Source organism: Rhodococcus sp. KBW08 (genome assembly GCF_003852455.1).
Taxonomy (GTDB): Bacteria; Actinomycetota; Actinomycetes; order Mycobacteriales; family Mycobacteriaceae; genus Rhodococcus_F; species Rhodococcus_F baikonurensis.
Map to the genome: position 1 here is coordinate 118467 of NZ_QAJJ01000007.1, position 15272 is coordinate 133738.

Below are 15272 nucleotides of genomic sequence, written 5' to 3' on the forward strand. Positions count from 1 at the left end.
ATCCGGGCACGTAGCATCTGGGATTGTGGAGCTGCGTCAGCTGAGATACTTCGAGGTCGTCGCCGAGGAACTGCACTTCGGCCGAGCCGCGGCACGGCTACTGATAGCCGGGCCCTCGTTGTCGCAGCAGATCATGGCACTCGAACGCGACCTCGGCGTCAAGCTGTTCGTCCGCGACCGCCGCTCCGTCGCCCTGACCCCGGCCGGCGCCGCGCTGCTCCCCGACGTCCGCGCGCTGCTCGAGCGAGCCGAGAATCTACGCCGTCGCGCAGAACGTCTGTCCGGAGCTGAGCCCGTCCGGATCGGCTACGTCAACTGGCTTCCCACGGATCTCGTCGCGCGCACCTCAGGGGTTGCGCAACTGCACGTCGACCCGTGGGTGGTGCCCTCGCACGCGCAGGCCACGCGGGTGGCAGACGGTAGCCTCGACCTTGCTATCGCCTGGGTGCGGAAAACCGATGTAGCCCAACATGGTTTGAAGGCCCGCCTGCTCGGCGCGGATCGGATTCACGCGGTCTCCTCCGGTGCGGACACCACGCCGGTGCAGGCGCGAGACGTCGTCCTACTGGTCGACGACGACACGACCTCCTGGTGGTCGTGGAACGTATTTGCCGAAGAATTCGCCCGCGATACCGGCGCGCAGATCCTGCGCATCAACGATGGCGGGATCACCGGCCCCGCATTCTTCGATCATGTCCGAGCTATCGGCCGCCCCGTGGTCAACTCACCCAAGGGTCAGACCACAACGCTGCCAACCGATCTCACCGCACGTTCAATGGTCGACCCGGCAGCAGTCTGGACGTGGTCGCTCCTGTGCCGCGAGAACGAAACGCGCTCTGCTGTTCTCGCCGTCGTCGACGCTCTCACTCGGGACGTCACTGATCTCGGTATCCAAGAAGACGGAATATGGCTACCCAAGGACGATCCCTACCGGAGGAATTGATGGCACGACGTGCAATTCGTGTGTTCTGGGGACGGCGGCCCGAAACGGTTCAGGCCGTGTCGATCCGGTGGCGCCGAACCTTGGAACAAGTCGAGTTCCTGTTGCCGGAGGCAGTCGGTGGTTCGTGGCAACAGGTCCACTCATCCGGACCTGCCACCACCCTGACCGTCGAACAACTGACCCTGGTGCTCGACAATGCACGGACTGCCGCGAATTGGTCGGATCGTCTGGGAATCGGATTGAGACTCACATCCGGCGGTGGCCCAGAATGGGAACTCGAACTCTCCGGGCTGGCGGGCGGCGAACCGGAAATCGTCCTTCAGTCGATGGTTCTCGCTGTCAGCGCGCCAGCTGCCGCCGAAGTTCCTGAGACAGAGCTACTTCGGATGCTCGCCGCTGTCTGGGAACCGGACTTCGGAGACGTCACCGACGACAACATCCTCGACGCTCTCGAAGACGAGTCCGACTATCGCGTCGGTGATCCCGTAGTGGGCCGAGTCGGTTTTCTCTCGGCAGCCAGGGCAGATGCGCTCCCTGCCGAGTTGGGAGTCACAACCTCCGCAGTGCCGGGCCGGGGCGTACTGCTTCAGATCGGATCCGTCGATACAGTCCTTCTGGCATACGAACGCCTCCGTGACGCCGGGGCGCTGGAACCGCTGCCCCGTCCATTGGATCGGGCAGTCTTCTGAAACCTTGCTATCGACGATGACCGCGAATCGGTAAAGAACTCAGCCCTCTCCCGGCTGCCTCTTCGCGCCGCCGTTGCGAGCTTCGATGGCCTCGATGGACTTCGTGAACGACTTTCCCAACACCTGAGTGCCGAAGAGCCCGAGTACCGATGCCAGGAGCTTTCCCTTGATGTTCTTGCCGTCACGGACCACGACGGCGTCGACATCGGTCAGGCCGGTGGGCTGCTGGGTCAGGGTGTAGGTGTGGCTCGAGGCGCCACCCCACAGATTGGAATCGGTGGTTGTCATCACGACGCGATGCGGGTCGGTCCAGTCGTAGTGCAGGCGTTCCCAGATGCCGCTCGAGCCCTCGGTTACATCAGCCTCGTGAGGGCCCTGTTGGTGCACTTTCAGGTAACTGTCCGCGCTGCGGCCGAAGATTTCCTCGCGGCCCGGCCCGAAGTCGGTCAGGCCGGCGAGGACCTGTTCGGGCGTCGCGGTGGTCGTCTGGTGAAGATGGATCGTGGTCATGGCGCCTTCCTTCAACTGTGGATGATCCGGTGCTGAAATACGGAGGAGTGACTCATCCAGCACACCACTCGGACGAAATGAATGAAAGAGGACAGTTCCGCTCTGCCTCGAACCGTTATTCGCCGCTGCGCCGACTGGCAGTGATTGCGCCGTGCGGCCGGTAGCCGCTCCCCGTCCGGGTATGGGTCTCGATCACGTCGAAACCAGCTGTGACCAGCACTTGGGAAAGTTCAGCCACCGGCCATCGATAACCGGTTGTCGCCGCGTGATCAAAAGCCTCGACGCTTGCGCCTTCGAAGAAGCCCACCAGCAACCCACCGCCTGGGCGGATCACACGCGCGAATTCAGCGAGCGGTGTCTCGATATCTTGCGGGTGGTGGTGAATGAGTGAGTACCAGGACAGCACGCCGCCCAGAGAATCCGCTTCGACGTCCAATGCCTCGAAGCCACCGACCTCGAAGGAAAGGTCTGGGTATTGATCGCGAGCGCGTTCGACGAACTCCGGCACCAGATCGATCCCACTCACGGCCAGCCCGCGCTGGGCCAGGAAGTCCGTCCACTGCCCCGGCCCACACCCGGCGTCGAGCACACGGCCGGTCAATGTGGCGGCCCAACTGGTCACCAGGGCCCGATCAGATGCGTGCGTCGAATCCATGTGGCCGAAGAGATCCGTGTACTCCTGGGATCGGGCTGAGTACGAATCTCGGACGGTGTCTCTTCGTAGTGCGCTCGCGTTCTCCATTCCGTCAATGATCGTCGATGCGAGCCGACCTGATTCGCAACTCGCCGTAGCAAAGCCTGCAGCGGTGTTGACTGCGAGCGGTCACGATCGGAAGCTGGCTCACATGGTGGAAGAAAAGGATCTGTCCGCGAAGATCCGCGAATTGCTCGGTGCGCGATCGCCCACGTCGAGCATCTGCCCCTCTGACGTGGCTCGCGCAGCGGCACCCGACAATTGGCGTCCGCTGATGGAACCCGTCCGAGAGGCTGCCCGCCACATGGTCGCCGACGGCGAAGTACAGATCACCCAGGGCGGCGAAGTCGTCGACCCGGAATCCGTACGAGGTCCGATCAGAATTCGGTGGGCTCGTTGATCAACCGCGTGACTTCTGGCGACACCGCTCTCGCAGCGTGAAATCAGCGGAAACGGTCCAGATGCTCACGCAAGAACGCATCCAGGCTTCGTGGCTCACGCCCCAGCACACGTGTCACCGTGTCGGTGGGTGACTCCGGGCGCGAGATGGCAAGCTCCTGGATCTCCAGAATGTGCTCAGCCAGCCACGGAGGCATGTGGGCATGATCGACGAGGTTTTGCCGCAGTTCGTGCGGTGGCAGGTCGATGTATCGGACGGGGCGACCGAGCATGCGGGTCAGAGAATCGGCGATGCCGCCGTAGCCGACTGCCTCGCTACCCGTCAGGACATAGGTACCGCCGGCGAGGTCGGCGCGTGTGAGCACGGCCGCCGCGACGTCACCGATATCTCGGCAGTCGATCCAGTTGCACGGCGCGTCCCGCATCGCGCCCAGAATCACCCCTTGCGCAGCCACCGCCGGAGCCAGGAGCAACAGATTCTGCATGAACGCATAAGGGCGGAGCAGAGTTTGGCGGATCCCGGATGCACGCAGGTGTTCGCCGACGGCGTGGTGGCCGCGGGAGAGAGCGATGGGGGAGTCGGCCGCGGCGGCGGGGTCGGAGATCTTGACGATGTGTTCGACGGCGCTCTCGGCGGCTATGTCGATCACACGCGTTTCGAGCTCGACCTGGTCGAGGCCGTTGGCCATGGCGAGGAAAAGCTGTTCGGCCCCTTGGAAAGCCGTACGTAGCGAAGTTGGGTCTGCGGCGTCGGCCGGCACTACTTCGACCACACCGTCGGCCAAGTCGCCCAGGTGAGCGCGCAGCCTGTCCGGGTCGCGGGACAGGGCTCTACTCGGCACACCCGAGGATGCGAGACTGCGTAGCAACGCGCCGCCTGTGGTTCCGGACGCTCCCATGATGACGATCATCGTGTTCCTTTCGGTCGTCCCCAGGAAACCGGGGATCGTTGACAGGTGTTGTCGGTCAGGGATTCTGACGGCGCCATCGCCAACTCACGATGACGGCAGCGACAGCGGCAGATATCGGCAGGTCGATATGCAGGCGAGCAAGCCAAGCGGTGTCGACCACGCTCGTGTGATCTGGTAGCCAACGGGAGGCGAACCACCCGACGAGGCCTGCGATTACAGCGGCTCCGACGGCAAGAATTGCCGCCACCATGATGCGAGGCAGGGCCGTCGTCCACGGTCGTGACCTCCCGCGACGCTGCAGCCAGGAGCCGATCAGCAACGCCACCACAGCCGACGTGCCCGCGATGGACGTAAAGGCCGCCATCGTGAGGCCCGATTGGCCGGATGCGACTCCGCCAGCACCCGCCATCAATGCAGGGGCAAGGTAGGCGACCAGCACCTCTCTCCACAGGGTGAAAGGTCGTGCGGTGCGACGATCGGCAACCGGGACGCGTCGATTGGAATCTGTTATCTCCCTATTGTTTTCGTGACGGATCGGTGGGGTGAGTCCGGACATGAAGGAGACCAACTTTCCGATTTTAATTAGGTGGCTAACTATTTGGGCATGAAAGGAGAAGCCTCTGTCGAGATTCAACGACGATTCGAATCGCTACGCGAATGCCTGGAATCCCAGCCGACTACTCCGCAGTCAGCGCACCGATACCGCGAACGACCCGCGAGAGCAGATCCAGAAAGACCGCACGCTCGTCGACGGTGAGCTCGCCGACCATCTCCTCGAGACGGGCAAAGTGCTCTGGCGCCATGTCACGCAAACGCTGAGCGCCACGAGCAGTCAGGACGACCACGGCACCACGCCCATCCTCGGCGGACGGACGCCGAGCGACCAAACCCTCCTGCTCGAGCCCATCGACCAGCCCGGTGACCGTGGCTCGCGAGACGCCGAGATCAGCGGCCAGCCGCGAGGGAGACTTCTCCCCGTCGTGATCTTCCAGATCCGCAAGCAGTCGATAACGGCCGGTCGACAGTCCATACCTCGCGAAGTGAACCTCGGTCGCTCGACCGAGTCGCGCCCCCGCCGAGATCAGCCGCACCGCAACCAGCACCGCCTGCGGATCGGACCCGAGGCCGTAATGCTCCAACTGCCTCCGCGCCTGATCCAACGTGGGTGAGTCGTGATCGGTTCCGTCCACTGCCATGCAACTAATATGGCACCTAACTACATTCTGGTCAACCCTCCACCATTAACTTGAAACGCCGAACAATTCCTACGGAGTCGCGCAGCAGTCTGGATGCTCATTCGGATACAGCAAAACCCCTTCCAGGGCGAGACCAATCGAGAAGGCCGTATGGTCGTCGTACGGCCGCGTGACGATCTGTGTGCCCGTGGGGATTCCGTTCCGAGCGAAACCGGTGGGGATTGTCAGCACCGGGCAACTGCTCAGGATATTGAAAGTGATTGCCGGTACAGCCTCGAGATAGAACTCCAATTCTGTTCCAGCCACCTTGATTCCGTGCCCGACGTAGTCGTCACCGGCAAGAAACCCGTCCGTCGCCACTGCCGGAGTGATCAATGCGTCATAGGTGTCGAACAGAGACCCGATCGACGAATACAGTTCGGCTTCGATCGCGAGTCCGTCGAGGAAAGTCGCGTCACCACGGGTGCGGCGTGCCCATCGGGCGAATTCCTTCGCGTACTCCGTGACCTTGTCGGGGTGCGCGGACGCTTCGGCAGAAATCGAAGCACCGAACACATGGTCGTAGTGAATGGCAGCAGCGCGCATGATTGCAGCGCGTGACAGGTCGACTTCGATGATCTCGGCGCGTGCGCCCAGCGCAGTGAGAGTATCCACCAACTTCGCCGTGTTCTCGGCGACGTCCGAAGCAACCGGCCAGTCACCCAACGCGGGAATCACGGCGATACGCATGCCTGTGCACGAACGCGTCGCGAAGGTAGATAACTGCGATACCGGTACATGCGAGGCAATGTCGGTGGAGGTCGGTCCCGCGATGACTGATTGCATTGTGAGACAATCGCTTACGGTGCGAGCCATCGGACCGCAGTGGCAGTAGCGATCGAGGTTGAAGGGAGGATCGACCGGGACACGTCCGTGTGGTGGCTTGAACCCGACAATTCCGTTGAACGACGACGGAGTTCGGATCGATCCCGCAACATCGGAGCCGGTAGCCAAGTGCGTCATACCGGTGGCAAGTGCGACTGCCGATCCGCCGGAAGACCCACCGGAGGAGTATTTCGTGTTCCACGGATTGCGAGTGACGCCCCACAACTCGGACTGCGTGAACGCGGCCGAGGAGAATTCCGGGGCGGTCGATCGCGCGTGGACGATGGCACCGGCGTCGATGATTCGCTGCACGAAAGTCGAAGTGTGAGTGGCGATCACATCCTCATAGACCTTGGACCCTTGAGTCCACGGTTGACCTTGCACTGGTTCGTCCTCTTTCACCACAACGGGAACACCGGCGAGCGGAAGCCCGTCATCCCAGCCGCGGGCGTAGTGACGTTCGGCTGATTTCGCTTGTGCCCGTGCAGCATCGAAGAACGTATGTCCCACTGCATTCACGGTTGGGTTGAGCGCCTCGATACGTTCGATGGTGGACTCGAGCACTTCCAACGGAGACAGCGATTTGTCTCGGTAGCGGCCGAGCATCTCGGTCACGTTCATGAAGGTTACATCGGACATCGCGCGCATATCTGTTGTCCTGCCTGTGTGAAAAATTTGTGTGGTCGGCTACGTTGTCTGTTCCTGTTTTGCCGCGACAGGATTGCGGATTACCGCGAGCAGCATTGCAAGAGTGGCGATTCCCGCTGCGATCCAGAAGACCGATCGGGGACCGGAGTGGTCGTGAACGCGTCCGCCCACGAACGCGCCGAGGGCGATGCTTGCATTGAAGACTGCGACCCAGAGGGCGGATGCAGCCTCTCGGTGTGCGGGAGCTGCGTGTGCGATCCATGTCTGCGTACTCACGGATACACCGCCGTAGAAGAAACCCCATGCCGCCATGAGCAGAGCGCCGGCGATCAAGGTGGCGGCCCAGATCGGAAACAGGGCGAGTGTCAACGCTATTCCCACGCTGAGGACGACGACCACCGTCTTCGAAGACTTGGCGGCGGATGGCCCGGCAATGAAGTTGCCGACGACGCCGAGGACACCGTAGATCAGCAGCATCGTGCCGACCTGCGAAGCGTTCGCCCCTGCAAAGAACTCCAGTCCCGGACGCACATAGGTGTAGGCCGCGAAATGAGCGGTGACGAGGAGAGCGGTAATTGCGATTCCGACCCGGACTCCCGGGTTCCGAAAAGCCTCCAGGAGACTGCCGAGCGACAAGGCTTGATCGGCCGGCATCGTCGGCAGGACAGCGAACATGGCGAGCGCGATCACCGCCGCGGCGCAGCTGAGAGCCCAGAAAGCGACGCTCCACCCGGCCGCCGCCCCGATGTACGTCCCAGCAGGAACACCGAGAACTGAGGCGACGGCGATTCCGCTGAAGATGATCGTGGTCGCCAACCCGACGGATCTGGTCTCCACCAACCTGGGAGCCAGGCTCGCGGCGAGTGCCCAGACTCCGCCCATGCTCACCCCTAGAAGGACGCGAGCCACAGCGAGGACAGCGAAGCTCGGCGCAAGGGCCGTCAGGGCGTTCGCCGCTGCGACGAACAGCATCAAGACGATGAGCGTCGACCGACGATCGAAGCGCCGGGTCACAACGGGCACGAACGGCGCAGTGGCCGCTGCCACCAACCCGGTGATGACCAGCGAGAGCCCGATGGTCCCTTCGCTTTCCACCAGAGCAGCACCGATCGGGGTGAGTAGCCCGACCGGCATCATCTCTGCCGCGACAACGACGAAGGTGGACGCTGCGATCAGGGCGACAGCAGCCCAGTGGTTCTCGGTGGTGTGTGCGTGGGTTGGGGATGTGGGCGCAGGGCTGTGCTGCCCGGGCGCGGAATGTGGCATGTAACCAGGGAAGCTCTCACAGGCCACCGGATCAACGGCGAATCGCTCATCCAACCATTAGCCCAATTCATCGATGAGCAAGGATGGAGTGCGCGAACGAGTCGTGGATCGGAGTGAAATATGTCGGAACTTCCGATGCGTGAGATCGAGTGCTTCCTCGTACTCGCTGAAGAACTGCACTTCGGTCGCACCGGAGAACGGTTGTTCATCTCCCAGAGTCGGGTCAGTCAGCTGATCAGCGCGTTGGAGCGTCGTATCGGCACAAGCCTCGTAGCGCGGACCAGTCGCCAGGTGCACCTCACTGAATTCGGCGCCGAATTTCTTGCGTCGCTGGCTCCCGCCCACCGAGCACTCGCAGCAGTGATCGACGACGCTCGAACGAAGGCGCGCAACATACCGACACCACTTCGGGTGGGTTTCCAAGGAGCAATTTACGATTCGATCGCGACGGCCGTCTCTCGCTTCGAGATACAACATCCGCAAATATGCGTGACCATCAAGGAATTACCCCTTGGTGATCCGTTCAGTGAGGTACTCGCCGGGCGAATCGATGCGGCGGTAGCCCTTCTCCCCGTGGATGAGCCCGAACTGACAACCGGGCTCGTCTTTTCTCGACAGCCCCAGACACTGGCCGTCTCAGTCCATCACCCGTTCAGTGAACTGGACGTGATCGACGCCGAGCATTTAGCGCAGATATGCCTGGTACCGATCACTGGACCCGCCCCTGACTATTGGCAGCGTGTGAATTCCCCGAGCACAACGCCGGGCGGAGCCACGATTCCCACGCAGGGTGGGGCGAGCACCGTTCAAGAAGGCCTGTCGCAGGTCGCATTCAGCCAAGTCGGCCTCATCCTGTGTGCCGCTACCGCTGCATACAGCCAGCGCTCGGACATCACATTCGTGCCGATCAACGGATTACCTGAATCTGCATTGGGACTGGTGTGGCGAACCGATCTCGAAAGCCCACGACTTCGCGCTTTCGCGAAGGCGATCGAGGAAGCACACACCTGTCCAACCTGACGGCGATCAGTCAAGTCGCGGAAGGACTCCGGGGCGTTGGTGCGCATCGTGTGTGGGATGATCACGCCATGTCTGCGATCACCGATTACTTCACGGCACCCTCGGATGAGCACGCCGAATCTGCACTCGAAGGACTCGTCGACCTGGAACCAGCGGCGATCGAGGCGAACGATGCCTCTCGCCCGCGGATCCAGCTGGCTGCGAGCGGAACCCCAGTTCTACAGGCGAAGGGTGTCGATCCAGTTGTCGCACTCGGCCGGCTGGAAGCATCCCTCACCGCTCGACCCTACGACGAGGTCGCAAAAGGTCCACGCTGCGGGAAACTCGTCGCAATGAGCGACGACGGCGACACCCTCGTGCTCACGGTTGCCGACGAATTACGTGATGCACTAGCGGAATTGAACGCTGAAGGTGTCGCCGCTGCTGCGGCAGCCTGGGCGATCGACGAGACGGATGAGCCGTCGGAGAACACGCTGCCCTTCCTGACCGCCTTCGCCGAACTAGCTGCCAGAGCTGTGGCCGAAGGCGAACGAATGTACGGCTACGTCGTCATCTGACGCTCCGATTCTCGCCAGATATCAACCGCCGCAACATTCGCCGAAGTCAGTTGACCTGCCGATCCCGACCTTGCCAGAACTCTTGACGAAGCTTGAACTTCTGGATCTTCCCGGTAGCAGTGCGTGCCAACTCCGGACGGAATTCGACCCGCTTCGGGCACTTGTAGCCGGCAAGTCGCGTGCGGCAGTGGGCGATGAGTGCTGCTTCGTCGATCGATTCCGCGCTCTCGTCGAGCACGACGAGCGCAGTTACCAATTCACCCCACTTCTCGTCCGGGATACCGATGACTGCAACCTCCCTGACCGCTGGATGCGACATGAGCGCGTCCTCGACCTCGATCGAAGTCACGTTCTCGCCACCGGTGATGATGACGTCCTTCTTCCTGTCGGCGATCGTGACGTAACCGTCCTCGAAAGTGCCGCCGTCGCCGGTGTGGAACCAATCGTCCTCCAGCGCACTCGCTGTCGCCTCGGGATTCTCCCAGTACGACGCGAGGATGTGGTTGGACCGTGCGAGGACTTCGCCGGTGTCGTCGACCTTGATCTGCACACCGATGGCCGGTGCGCCCGCTCGCCCGAGCAGTCGAGCTTGCTCGGGCACCGGTAGGTCGTCCCACTCGGCACGCATGCGCGACATCGTGAGCAGTGGCGACGTCTCGGTGAGACCGTAGATCTGAATGAACTCCCAACCAAGGTCGACCCTGATCCGCTCGATCGTTCGGGTCGGGGGTGGGGCGCCCGCGACGATTATGCGCACCCGGTCGCGGCCGGGAATTTCGCCTTCCCACGTCTTGGCGGCGTCCAGGATCGCCGAGACGACAGCCGGCGCGGCACACAGATACGTGACACCGTGCTCCTCGATGCGGCGCAGGATCTCCGCACCGTCGACCTTGCGCAGGACGACGCTCTTCGCGCCGATTGCCGTCGTGACGAAGGGGTGTCCCCAGCCATTGGCGTGGAAGGTCGGGAGCGTGTGCAGGTAGACGTCTCGATCGGTAACGGTTGCCTGCCAACCGAACACAACCGCGTTGATCCAGTTGCTGCGGTGCGTCAGCTGCACACCTTTGGGACGGGCAGTGGTTCCGGAGGTGTAGTTGATCGTGGCGGTCGCGTTCTCCTTCGTCGCCGCGTCCGCGACCCACGGCCTCGGATCGGCATTCGGCCCCCAGATCCGATCGTCGTCTCGGCCGAGGACGAACGTGCGCTTGCACGGCACCTCGGCAACAAGGTGCTCGAGTTCGGGGTCGACCAACAGGACCTCGGCCCCCGAGTGCTCGACGATGTACTGGATCTCCGGAACACTGAGCCTGTAGTTGATCGGCACCAGCACCCTGCCCCATCCGGCGACGCCGTAGAACGAGGCAAGGAATCGGGCCGCGTTGTGCGAGACGATGGCAACGCGACCACCGACCGGGACGCCCAACTCGTCGAGCGTCGCCGCTTGCCGACGAGCGAGGTCGCCGAGGTCGGCGAACGTGATCTCGCCCCACGACTGCGCCGGCTGATCCGGCTCGTCGACGATGGCGACTCGATCGGGGTAGACAGTGACCGCCCGGTCGAGGAAATCACTGATGGTCAGCGGGATGATCATGTGCACTCCAGGTCTTGGGCCGAGTTTGTGGCCCGGGAGATCCGACAAAGACGGATAGCTTTGCCCGCGTTCGGCACTGTCACCGCCCTCCGAAGAGGGTATCGATTCCAGGTTCCCTCAGCCCCCTCTTCGGAGGGTACGAAGTGTGACTGTCACCGATCACCCTGTGCTTCATGCCTCACCCTCGTGTCGCCCGAGATCGGTCCAGCCCGGTCGAACGTCGAGGGTCGGACACATTCGATTCGCCCATCCAAGGAGACTTCATGGCACACGTGTACAACTCCGGCGTCGAAATTCCCATGCGGGACGGCGTCACACTCGCAGCTCTCGTATTCCAACCCCTTGAAGGCAACGCCCCCACCCTGTTGCTGCGCACTCCCTACGGGCTCGCATCCCACGGCGCCGGACCCACCGAAGTCCTACCTTTCGTCGACGCGGGCTACGCCGTCGTATGGGTCGAAAGCCGTGGAACGTTCAAGTCGGAGGGGGAATTTCGGCCCAAAACGAACGAACCGGAGGACGGCTACGACACCGTGGAATGGATCATCTCGCAACCGTGGTCGGACGGACAGGTCGGCACCTATGGGCCGTCGTATTGCGGAATGACACAGTGGGCGACCGCGTCCACGGGACATCCCGCGCTGAAAGCCAGTGTGGTGAAAGAGACGGCGATGAATTGGTACCGAGGTTTGTGGTATCACCCCGGCGGTGCGCTTTCTCAAAGCTTTTCGACGTTTTGGCCTACAGCTATGAACGCAAGCAACGAGCGCAGGAAGCTTGCTGCAGGGCGGGGCAGCCTCGATCGCGTGCTCGACTTGGGCGGCGGTCTGCTCAACGGTCGTGGACTTTCTCTCAACGACCACACACCGATCTCGACCCACCCATTGCTTCCCCTCGAGCAGTGGATGAGCGAGATTCTTGATCACCCCGACTACGACGAATTCTGGAAGGAACAGGACTTCACCACTTCGGTTCCCGAGATGACCCAGCCCGTCCTCTCCATCGCCGGCTGGTACGACATATTCATCGTCGAGCAATTACGCGACTTCGAAAGGTTCCGGAGAGAGGCTGGTTCGGAGGAAGCTCGAACAGGTTCACGTCTTGTCGTCGGCCCCTGGATTCACGAACTGGACTACTCCTCCGAATTTCCCGACCGCGACTTCGGCGCCATCGGAGCCGCCGCAGCGTGCGACCTGACCGGTGCGCACCTGCAGCATTTCAATCGGTGGCTACGCCCGGGAGCTGATGCACCCGCGCCGTCACCCGCGCCGGTGAGGCTGTTCGTCATGGGAATCGACCAGTGGCGGGACGAACAGGACTGGCCGCTACCGGACACGACATATGTCGACTACTTCCTCTCCGGTGATGCCCCGAACGGCCGAGGAGAACTGCTGCTGGGCGGACCGGGGGCAGCGTCGGAGTCTCGATACCGGTACGACCCACGAGACCCGGTACCCACTGCAGGTGGACCGAGCATGCCCGCGCGGTTCGGATTCAACGGTCCCGTTGACCAGAAGAAGGTTGCATCGCGACCGGATGTCTTGTGCTTCACCGGCCCAGCACTCGATGAGGACACCGAGGTCACCGGATACGTCAAGGCAACGCTGTTCGTCACCTCCGACGCAGTCGACACCGATTTCACCGCCAAACTCGTCGATGTATTTCCTGACGGGAAAGCCATCAACCTCTGCGACGGCATCCTGCGTGCCCGCTACCGCAACGGCCTCGATCGCCCAGAACACCTGGTCCCGGGAGCGGTCTACGAAGTCGAGATCGATATGGCCGCGACGTCCAACGTGTTTCGTGCTGGGCATCGGATCCGCGTCGACATCTCCAGCAGTAACTTCCCTCACTACGACCGCAACACCAACACCGGCGGTTTCATCAGTCGCGAATCCATCGACGACGCCGTGGTCGCGCACAACACCATCCTCACCGGACCCGACCACCCCAGCCGTCTGGTACTTCCCCGGATCAACCGCTGACCAGTACCTGCACTGACCGGCGGTTGCCGGAACCACACTCATGGTCCCGGCAACCGTCCCAACGGTGTGAGCCTGACGGTCACGCGATCATGCCGTCCCGACGAGCAAGGACAACAGCCTCCAACCGGGTACTCGCGCCGAGCTTGTGCATAGCGGACTTCATGTAACTCTTGACCGTGAACAGAGCCAGACCCAACACTCCGGCTATCTGAACATTCGTCATGCCCGCGCCGGCCACCGTCAGGACGTCGATTTCACGTTTCGTGAGCGAAGCGCTGCCGACGCTTTCGGAGCGTTCCCCCTCGTCGACCAGCCGAGCGGCGGCCTTGACGAGCGCCGCACGCACATCAGCATCACCGACACTGCCGGCAAGGAGCCGTAATTCCGCATAGACCGATCGCACCTGCTCGCGCAAACGCGCATTCACGGTCGCTTCTTCGGACAACACACCGTTCGTCGAAGTCACGGCACTGACAGCCAGTTCTTGCTCCAGCGCCCGCGCTTCCTGCACGACGGTGTCCTCGATGCGACCTCCCACGACCTCGGAAGTGCGAAACGCGCCGTAAATGACTCCCACCGTCTGACGCCCGACAATGATCGGCGTGGCGACCAGCGCCTTGAGCCGCTCAGCTCGGATGACCTTGTCGTATCGGTGTGTGATCACCTGGGTCTCGAAATAATCGTTCACGGCGATCGGCCGGCGCATGACCGCCACCTTGCCGCCGAGTCCCTCACTCGGATCCAGCGTCAGCCCGGGGAGCGCTCCGAGGGTCGGACCGTCGAAGCGCTCGATAAGGAGGTTTCCGGCTCTGTTGACGGGCCCACCGAATGCAAGGGAGGCCCCTGTCGAGACCCGGACCCGCTTGAGGGCGCGCTCCATACGCGTGCCCAGATCTTGCGCAGTCAAATCGTTCGATCCCCTATCAGGAGGGTGTAACCCAGCGCTCAGTTCCGCCCCCCTGTGACGGCTATCATAGCGACGCGAGCAGGCTACACCGTCCCGACCCGGACTTTGTCTTCCACCGGCAGTGACCAGGTCAGCCCGGGATCTGCAGGGCCAGATCGTTGCGGTCGAAGTCCGAGAACTGCTGGGTGTCAGTGCAGTATCCGCAGTTCGCCCCGAAGAACTCGGTGCGAGCGTTCGGATCGTCGAGTAACCAGTACCGCAGCCAGGCGGTGCTCGGCCCGCGCATGTCGCCACCGGTGATCGCCGTACCGAAGTGCGTCGCGCCGCGCAGTTCCAGATACTCGGCGGGCACGTGGTCGGCATCCTCGTACATCGCCCGCACGATCGCCGGCCAGACGATCGCGTCGGCCTGACCGGCAAGATAGAGAACCGGCTCGTCGATGAGGTCGACATCGTTGAGCGGGCCCGGCTGGATCGCGACGGCAGTGTCGACGCGGTCGTCGATCGCGGCATTGATCGCCGCAGATCCGCCCTGCGAGTGCCCCACCGCACCAATATGTTCCAGGTCAACTTTGCCGAAGAAGACACTGGATGGGTTGGCTGCCTTACTTTCGATGAGATCAATTCCCGACCGCATGGTGATGGCGAAGTTACTTGCCGGGGTATTGGCGGCGACCACGATGAATCCATGGCTGGCGTAGTGGCGCAACAAGGAGGTGTAAGCGCCGGGGAGCACGCCGGTCCCGTTCCCCCAGATCACAACCGGATGCTTCTCGCCTCGTGCGCCGAGCTGACGCGGGTAGTAAAGAGTGTGTACCAGCCCGATCGACACAGTCGGCGTGTACGGCCCTGCGCTCGCCCAGTCGTGACCGACGCTCGGGATGCCGGGAGTCTCGGCGGCGGCCGTTCCGGCCGGGCCCGCGAGTCCGAATGTCGCGCACAGCGCAACCGCCGCTACAGCATTCGCGAACAATTGCAGAGATTTTCGCATGAAGGTCGACCTTTCGAAGTTGCGGCAATTTCGGTGCAGACGGTTCGATCACGGGACGCTCGGGGTCCTGTATTCGGTAGCTGAACCACATTCGGTGAATT

At 62.6% G+C, this 15272-nt stretch carries 16 protein-coding genes; 6 read left to right on the forward strand and 10 right to left on the reverse strand.

Features of this window, described 5'->3' with window-relative positions:
- The first annotated feature begins 25 nt into the window (after window positions 1-25).
- Window positions 26-943, forward strand: coding sequence for a LysR family transcriptional regulator (locus DBV08_RS09170; RefSeq protein ID WP_124567237.1), 918 nt, complete (start codon window positions 26-28; stop codon window positions 941-943).
- A complete protein-coding gene (locus DBV08_RS09175; RefSeq protein WP_124567238.1) occupies window positions 943-1632 on the forward strand; it encodes a hypothetical protein in 690 nt (229 codons plus the stop codon). Before DBV08_RS09170 ends, DBV08_RS09175 begins: the two co-directional genes overlap by 1 nt.
- A 39-nt stretch (window positions 1633-1671) precedes the next feature.
- Here DBV08_RS09175 and DBV08_RS09180 read toward each other — a convergent pair whose 3' ends face one another.
- Both DBV08_RS09180 and DBV08_RS09185 read right to left on the reverse strand, forming a co-directional pair.
- Complete coding sequence (locus tag DBV08_RS09180; protein ID WP_095971782.1) at window positions 1672-2142, reverse strand: hypothetical protein; 471 nt, start codon at window positions 2140-2142, stop codon at window positions 1672-1674.
- 115 nt (window positions 2143-2257) lie between these two features.
- Window positions 2258-2884 carry a class I SAM-dependent methyltransferase gene (locus DBV08_RS09185; protein ID WP_185564557.1) on the reverse strand — a complete coding sequence of 209 codons (627 nt, stop codon included), beginning with the start codon at window positions 2882-2884 and terminating at the stop codon, window positions 2258-2260.
- A gap of 103 nt (window positions 2885-2987) precedes the next feature.
- Here DBV08_RS09185 and DBV08_RS09190 point away from each other — a divergent pair, with 103 nt between their 5' ends.
- The gene (locus tag DBV08_RS09190) at window positions 2988-3236 is read left to right on the forward strand and encodes a DUF3253 domain-containing protein (RefSeq protein WP_172436627.1); all 249 of its coding nucleotides are present in this window, start codon (window positions 2988-2990) and stop codon (window positions 3234-3236) included.
- A 43-nt stretch (window positions 3237-3279) separates the two neighbouring features.
- On the opposite strand, the gene DBV08_RS09195 is transcribed toward DBV08_RS09190, so the two are convergent.
- The 5 genes from DBV08_RS09195 to DBV08_RS09215 all read right to left on the reverse strand — a co-directional run bounded on the left by DBV08_RS09195 (window position 3280) and on the right by DBV08_RS09215 (window position 8120).
- A complete protein-coding gene (locus tag DBV08_RS09195) occupies window positions 3280-4146 on the reverse strand; it encodes an NmrA family NAD(P)-binding protein (RefSeq protein WP_124567240.1) in 867 nt (288 codons plus the stop codon).
- A gap of 55 nt (window positions 4147-4201) precedes the next feature.
- Window positions 4202-4585, reverse strand: a complete 384-nt coding sequence (locus DBV08_RS09200; protein WP_260395422.1) for a hypothetical protein — start codon at window positions 4583-4585, stop codon at window positions 4202-4204.
- Window positions 4586-4823: 238 nt separating this feature from the next.
- Window positions 4824-5342, reverse strand: coding sequence for a MarR family winged helix-turn-helix transcriptional regulator (locus tag DBV08_RS09205; protein ID WP_124567241.1), 519 nt, complete (start codon window positions 5340-5342; stop codon window positions 4824-4826).
- Window positions 5343-5411: 69 nt separating this feature from the next.
- Window positions 5412-6854 (reverse strand): amidase, encoded by a 1443-nt coding sequence (locus tag DBV08_RS09210; protein WP_124567242.1) that lies wholly within the window; start codon window positions 6852-6854, stop codon window positions 5412-5414.
- A 39-nt stretch (window positions 6855-6893) separates the two neighbouring features.
- Window positions 6894-8120 carry an MFS transporter gene (locus tag DBV08_RS09215; protein WP_124567243.1) on the reverse strand — a complete coding sequence of 409 codons (1227 nt, stop codon included), beginning with the start codon at window positions 8118-8120 and terminating at the stop codon, window positions 6894-6896.
- Window positions 8121-8240: 120 nt separating this feature from the next.
- Here DBV08_RS09215 and DBV08_RS09220 point away from each other — a divergent pair, with 120 nt between their 5' ends.
- Window positions 8241-9140 carry a LysR family transcriptional regulator gene (locus tag DBV08_RS09220; RefSeq protein ID WP_124567244.1) on the forward strand — a complete coding sequence of 300 codons (900 nt, stop codon included), beginning with the start codon at window positions 8241-8243 and terminating at the stop codon, window positions 9138-9140.
- 68 nt (window positions 9141-9208) lie between these two features.
- Entirely contained in the window at window positions 9209-9697 is a 489-nt protein-coding gene (locus DBV08_RS09225; protein WP_124567245.1) for a hypothetical protein, read from the forward strand.
- Between the two features lie 46 nt (window positions 9698-9743).
- Here DBV08_RS09225 and DBV08_RS09230 read toward each other — a convergent pair whose 3' ends face one another.
- On the reverse strand, window positions 9744-11288 hold the full coding sequence (locus DBV08_RS09230) for an AMP-binding protein (RefSeq protein WP_124567246.1): 1545 nt from the start codon (window positions 11286-11288) through the stop codon (window positions 9744-9746).
- Window positions 11289-11551: 263 nt separating this feature from the next.
- Between DBV08_RS09230 and DBV08_RS09235 the strand changes: the two genes are divergently transcribed.
- Window positions 11552-13273, forward strand: a complete 1722-nt coding sequence (locus DBV08_RS09235) for a CocE/NonD family hydrolase (RefSeq protein ID WP_124567247.1) — start codon at window positions 11552-11554, stop codon at window positions 13271-13273.
- 79 nt (window positions 13274-13352) lie between these two features.
- Here DBV08_RS09235 and DBV08_RS09240 read toward each other — a convergent pair whose 3' ends face one another.
- Window positions 13353-14180, reverse strand: coding sequence for a LuxR C-terminal-related transcriptional regulator (locus tag DBV08_RS09240; protein WP_124567248.1), 828 nt, complete (start codon window positions 14178-14180; stop codon window positions 13353-13355).
- A gap of 130 nt (window positions 14181-14310) precedes the next feature.
- Window positions 14311-15171, reverse strand: coding sequence for a chlorophyllase/cutinase-like alpha/beta fold protein (locus DBV08_RS09245; RefSeq protein WP_124567249.1), 861 nt, complete (start codon window positions 15169-15171; stop codon window positions 14311-14313).
- Window positions 15172-15272: the final 101 nt, after the last annotated feature.

What these genes read in the sequence shown, in the direction of transcription:
- DBV08_RS09225 (WP_124567245.1), top strand. Translation starts at nt 9,209, where the DNA reads ATGTCTGCGATCACCGATTACTTCACGGCACCCTCGGATGAGCACGCC.
- DBV08_RS09195 (WP_124567240.1), bottom strand. Translation starts at nt 4,146, where the DNA reads ATGATCGTCATCATGGGAGCGTCCGGAACCACAGGCGGCGCGTTGCTA.
- DBV08_RS09180 (WP_095971782.1), bottom strand. Translation starts at nt 2,142, where the DNA reads ATGACCACGATCCATCTTCACCAGACGACCACCGCGACGCCCGAACAG.
- DBV08_RS09210 (WP_124567242.1), bottom strand. Translation starts at nt 6,854, where the DNA reads ATGCGCGCGATGTCCGATGTAACCTTCATGAACGTGACCGAGATGCTC.
- DBV08_RS09190 (WP_172436627.1), top strand. Translation starts at nt 2,988, where the DNA reads ATGGTGGAAGAAAAGGATCTGTCCGCGAAGATCCGCGAATTGCTCGGT.
- DBV08_RS09175 (WP_124567238.1), top strand. Translation starts at nt 943, where the DNA reads ATGGCACGACGTGCAATTCGTGTGTTCTGGGGACGGCGGCCCGAAACG.
- DBV08_RS09220 (WP_124567244.1), top strand. Translation starts at nt 8,241, where the DNA reads ATGTCGGAACTTCCGATGCGTGAGATCGAGTGCTTCCTCGTACTCGCT.
- DBV08_RS09185 (WP_185564557.1), bottom strand. Translation starts at nt 2,884, where the DNA reads ATGGAGAACGCGAGCGCACTACGAAGAGACACCGTCCGAGATTCGTAC.
- DBV08_RS09230 (WP_124567246.1), bottom strand. Translation starts at nt 11,288, where the DNA reads ATGATCATCCCGCTGACCATCAGTGATTTCCTCGACCGGGCGGTCACT.
- DBV08_RS09245 (WP_124567249.1), bottom strand. Translation starts at nt 15,171, where the DNA reads ATGCGAAAATCTCTGCAATTGTTCGCGAATGCTGTAGCGGCGGTTGCG.
- DBV08_RS09215 (WP_124567243.1), bottom strand. Translation starts at nt 8,120, where the DNA reads ATGCCACATTCCGCGCCCGGGCAGCACAGCCCTGCGCCCACATCCCCA.
- DBV08_RS09235 (WP_124567247.1), top strand. Translation starts at nt 11,552, where the DNA reads ATGGCACACGTGTACAACTCCGGCGTCGAAATTCCCATGCGGGACGGC.
- DBV08_RS09205 (WP_124567241.1), bottom strand. Translation starts at nt 5,342, where the DNA reads ATGGCAGTGGACGGAACCGATCACGACTCACCCACGTTGGATCAGGCG.